This window comes from Stenotrophomonas capsici (assembly GCF_034961085.1).
GTDB lineage: Bacteria > Pseudomonadota > Gammaproteobacteria > Xanthomonadales > Xanthomonadaceae > Stenotrophomonas > Stenotrophomonas capsici.
In genome coordinates this window covers 1-3,123 of record NZ_JAYFUH010000242.1, presented here as the reverse complement: position 1 = coordinate 3,123, position 3,123 = coordinate 1, and the positions used below count along the sequence as shown (strand labels likewise).

Annotated in this window: 2 protein-coding genes; both read left to right on the top strand. The window is 70.1% G+C overall.

All coding sequences use genetic code 11. The features are described from left to right. Positions 1-2,510: bifunctional acetate--CoA ligase family protein/GNAT family N-acetyltransferase (locus VA603_RS12375; protein ID WP_323439027.1), on the top strand; the 2,510-nt coding region annotated here is incomplete at its 5' end. Positions 2,511-2,583: 73 nt separating this feature from the next. Beyond that, the coding region (locus VA603_RS12370; RefSeq protein ID WP_323439026.1) for an alpha/beta hydrolase at positions 2,584-3,123 on the top strand (540 nt) is incomplete at its 3' end.

The following is a 3,123-nucleotide window of genomic DNA, read 5'->3' as shown; positions in this document are numbered from 1 at the left end:
AGGACCTGCCCTGGATCCCGGACCTGGTGGTGATCACCGCGCCGGCCAGCATCGTGCCGCAGGTGGTGGCGCAGGCCGCCGAACGCGGCGTGGCCGCGGCCATCATCCTCACCGCCGGGCTCGGCCCGGGCCCGGGCTCCTTGGCCGCGCAGGTCGAGGCCGCGGCACGGCCCAAGGGCATGCGCGTGCTCGGCCCGCACTGCCTGGGCGTGATTGCCCCGCATGCGCGGCTCAATGCCAGCATCGCCGCGCATACACCGCAGGCCGGCGACCTGGCGCTGATCTCCGAATCCAGCGCGATCGCCGCCGCGCTGGTGGAATGGGGCGTGGCGCGTTCGATCGGCTTTTCGGCGGTGGTGTCGCTGGGCGATGCGCTGGACGTCGATTTCGGTGACCTGCTCGATTACTTCGCCACCGACTACCGCACCCGCGCCATCCTGCTCTACGTCGACCAGATCAGCGACGCGCGCAAGTTCATGTCGGCCGCGCGTGCGGCCGCGCGCGCCAAGCCGGTGGTGGTGGTCAAGTCGGGCCGCCAGCCCAAGGCCAGCAACGAGGAGAACAGCACCCACTCGCAGGCGCTGGCCGCCTCCGACGCGGTCTATGGCGCAGCCTTCAATCGCGCCGGGCTGCTACGCGTGAATGCGCTGGACGAACTGTTCACCGCGGCCGAGACGCTGGGCCGGCTGGGGACGTTCCCCGGCAGCCGCCTGGCCATCCTGAGCAATGGTGGCGGCGTCGGCCGGTTGGCGGTGGACCAGCTGCAGGCCTTGGGCGGGGCGTTGGCGGAGCTGTCGCCGGCCACCATCGCGCAGCTGGACAAGGTGCTGCCCGAAGGCTGGTCGCGCGACAACCCGGTCGACATCGTGGTCGATGCCGACGGCGAGCGTTATGCCTCGGCGATCGAGGCGCTGCTGTCCGACGATGCCAACGACGCGGTGCTGGTGATCAACGTGCCCACGGCCTTCACGTCCTCGGCCGACGCCGCGCAGGCATTGACCAAGACGCTGGGGCTGCGCTCGCGGCAGTTGCGCGACAAGCCGGTGTTCGCGGTGTGGCTGGGCAACGACGAGAACGCCACCGTCACCCTCAACACCGCGCGCGTGCCGACCTATCCCAGCGAGGCCGAGGCCGTGCGCGGCTTCCAGCACCTGGTGAAGTACCGGCAGGCGCAGGCGGCGCTGATGGAAACCCCGCCCAGCCTGCCGGCCGACCTGGTGGTCGATGCCGCCGCCGCGCGCCGGTTGGTCGACGTGGCGCTGGCCAACGGCCAGCAATGGCTGGACCCGGTGGCCACCCATGCCTTGCTGCAGGCCTACGGCATTCCCTCGCTGGAAGTGATGGTCGCGCGCGACGCGCACGAGGCGATGGACTTGGCCCAGCCGATGCTGGAGAAGGGCATGAGCGTGGCGGTGAAGATTCTCTCGCCCGACATCCCGCACAAGAGCGAAGTCGATGGCGTGCGGCTGAACCTGAGCACGCTGCCGGCGGTGCAGGCCGCGGCCACCGCCATCCTCGCGCGTGCGCGCGAACTGCGCCCGCAGGCGCGCATCGACGGGGTGATGGTGCAGCCGTGCCTGACCCGGCCCAAGGCGCGCGAGCTGATCGCCGGTATCGCCGATGACCCGGTGTTCGGCCCGGTGGTGGTGTTCGGTCGCGGGGGTACCGCGGTGGAAGTCATCGACGACAAGACCCTGGCACTGCCGCCGCTGGACCTGCGCCTGGCCCACGAAGTGATCGGCCGCACCCGCGTCTCGCGCATCCTCAAGGCCTACGGCGACGTGCCGGCCGCCGACGAGCGCGCGGTGGCGCTGGTGCTGGTCAAGCTGGCGCAGCTGGCCGCCGACATCCCCGAGGTGCGCACGCTGGACCTCAACCCGCTGCTGGCCGACCGCAACGGTGTGATCGCGCTCGATGCGCGCATCGCCATCACCCCGGTCAAGCGCCTGCACAAGGGCCGCGGCCATCCGCGCTTCGCGATCTTCCCGTATCCGACCGAGTGGGAGCGCACCATCGCGTTGTCCGATGGCGGCAAGGCCTTCATCCGTCCGGTGCGGCCGGAGGACGACGCGCTGTTCCGCGCGTTCTTCGCGCGGGTGACCGACGACGACCTGCGGCTGCGCTTCTTCCAGTCGGTGAAGCATTTCAGCCATGAGTTCATCGCCCGGCTGACCCAGCTGGACTACGCGCGTTCGATCGCGCTGGTCGCCATCGACCCGAAGAACGGCGACATGCTCGGTGCGGTGCGCCTGCATGCCGATGCCGATTACAACCGCGGCGAGTACGGCATCCTGATCCGCTCGGACCTGAAGGGCCACGGCATCGGCTGGAAGCTGATGCAGATCATGATCGAGTACGCGCGCTGGCAGGGCCTGAACCTGGTCGAGGGCCAGGTGCTGCGCGAGAACACCACCATGCTGGCGATGTGCCAGAGCCTGGGCTTCAAGGTGAAGGCCGACCCGGACGATGCCACCATCATGAACGTCACGCTGCCGGTCAACGAAGGCTGACGCATCGCCGGGAGCACCCTGCCGCTGACGCGCGTTGTCACACGATTGCCCGTGGCCGGTTCACACTAGCGCCATGGAACAACGAACCCCGCTGCTGCTGCTCCCCGGCCTGTTGAACGACGCCACGCTCTGGCGTGCCCAGCTCGATGCCCTGGCCGACATCGCCGACTGCCAGGTCGGTGACCTCACCGGCCATGACGACCTGCGCGCCGTCGCCGAGGACGTGCTGGCCAGGGCGCCGGAGCGCTTCGCGCTGGCCGGCTTCTCGCTGGGCGGCTACATCGCCCAGGAGATCCTGCGCATTGCGCCCGGGCGTGTGCTGCGGCTGGCGTTGCTGGACACCTCGTACAAGGCCGATTCCGCGGAACGCGCGGCCCAGCGCGTGGCGCAGCAGAACAGCGTGCGCCTGCCCGGCACGTTCCACGGCTTCGGCGACAAGCTCATGCGCAGCTACATCGACGCCTCGCGCCTGCAGGACCATGCGCTGGTCAGTACCGTGCGCGAGATGACCTCGCGGCTTGGCGTGGAGGTGTTCCTGCGCCAGAGCCGCATCGCGCGCGTGGATGGCAGCGCCGAGCTGCGCGCCTGGCAGGGCCCGGCGCTGATCGTGTGC